This is a genomic window from Planktothrix tepida PCC 9214 (genome assembly GCF_900009145.1).
GTDB lineage: Bacteria > Cyanobacteriota > Cyanobacteriia > Cyanobacteriales > Microcoleaceae > Planktothrix > Planktothrix tepida.
This window is the reverse complement of sequence record NZ_LN889932.1, coordinates 1-1,622: the sequence shown is the minus strand read 5'-3', so window position 1 is coordinate 1,622 and position 1,622 is coordinate 1. Positions and strand designations below refer to the sequence as shown.

Genomic DNA, 1,622 nt, shown 5'->3' with positions numbered 1-1,622 from the left:
AAACTGCGATGTCCACCCGCTTTAAATCGCTGACCATCAGAAGAAGAAGTTGTCCCATCACCCCAATAAGCAGCAAAAGGTATTTGTGTGTGAAAATTTACAACTTCTGCTAAAGCCTTAGAATAAGTCTCATCTCGAATATACCAATCTGCCACCCAAGCTAAACGTTCAAAAGACATTCCTTGAATCGCATCTGCCATTCTCGTTAAACCCAGATTAATCCCATCAGCCAGTAGCGCACTCAACAAAACAACCCGTTCTTCTACTTCTGCTCCTGAATGTAAATGCGTAAAATGCCTAGTAAAATGCGTCCAAGAATCAACTTCCACCAACAAATCAGTCAGCTTAATTCTAGGCAGTAAAGCATAAAGTTTTCTACTAAATTCATCAACCTGCTTCGGGACAGCATTAGTCAGGGGAGTAATAACTAACCGCTCGTTTTCTATTCTAACATCTACCAACTTATTTTCTGCCATCAAAGAAGAAACAATTGCTAATTGTGAGGTCAATTCCACTGAGCGTTGTTCAATATAAGTAGTGAAATCCGTCGTTACTGCCAGAGGTATTGTCTGAGAAGAACTCATTGACTGCCATGCACTATCCGTTAATAGATAATCTTCAAAATCTTGGAACTGTTTTGAGCCGACTACCCAAATATCCCCAGAACGTAAACCACTGCGTAACTCAGCCAAAGCACACATCTCATAGTAGTGACGGTCAATAGTATTGCCCTTAATGACGTGCTTTGACCAACGCGGTTTTACAAAACTTATGTCCGCAGTTTCCGGCACATTCCTGCGACCCGAGCTATTTAATTCTTTAATCACTTCCAAAGCTTTTATTACCGACAAACTAGCCGAAACAGCTTTAAATTCAAACGTCTCTAACAACTTAGGTGTATATCTTCGCAACTGTGAATAACGGTGAGTGAGCAGTTCAAGATAATCAAAATCTGCGGGTCTAGCTAACTTTTCAGCTTCGGCAACACTACTAATAAACTGTGACCAAGCTAATACCGATTCAATGGCTTGATAAGCATCATCAGACTCTTCTCTAGCTGAGATTAACGCCTTGCCGATTTGAGCATATAATCTGACTTTTTCATTAATTGCTTTCCCATCCCGTTGAAACTTATCGCCATGCTGATGCTCGCTTTTGTTAAACAATTTACCCATCATTTTATCGTGCATTTCTATGGCATAATCAACCAAGGATGCACTCCATTCAATTAGGAAAGCAACTAAAATAGCATAGCGTCTCAATTCATCTAACCTAGATAAATGAGCAGGCGTAGACTTGGCACCAATTTTTGTAAATTGTAGTAGCCGATTTGGGTGTACTCGTTTTAAACATCCAGAGTCGAGAGCAAGACGGCGAATAAATTCCAGGCGTTCCACAACTTTTAAAAAGTTTCTCGGATTAGCTTGACCTGGTGGTTGACGTAGCCAAATTAATTCAGTCAGCTTTTGATCTGGGGCTACAACTAATAACTTATCCAGTGCTATCTTTTGTAATTGTGTCAAATTTTTAGTCAACTCAACACATACTAATTTTTGAGCGCGATGCCTGACTTCCCAGGCTAAACGCTCTACCGTAGAAATAGCTGGAATAATGATTTTACG

General features: G+C 40.1%; 1 protein-coding gene. It reads right to left on the bottom strand.

The features are described 5' to 3' along the window. Positions 1-1,622 (bottom strand): Tn3 family transposase (locus tag PL9214_RS29860; protein WP_139295241.1); only part of this gene is annotated, 1,622 nt, incomplete at both ends.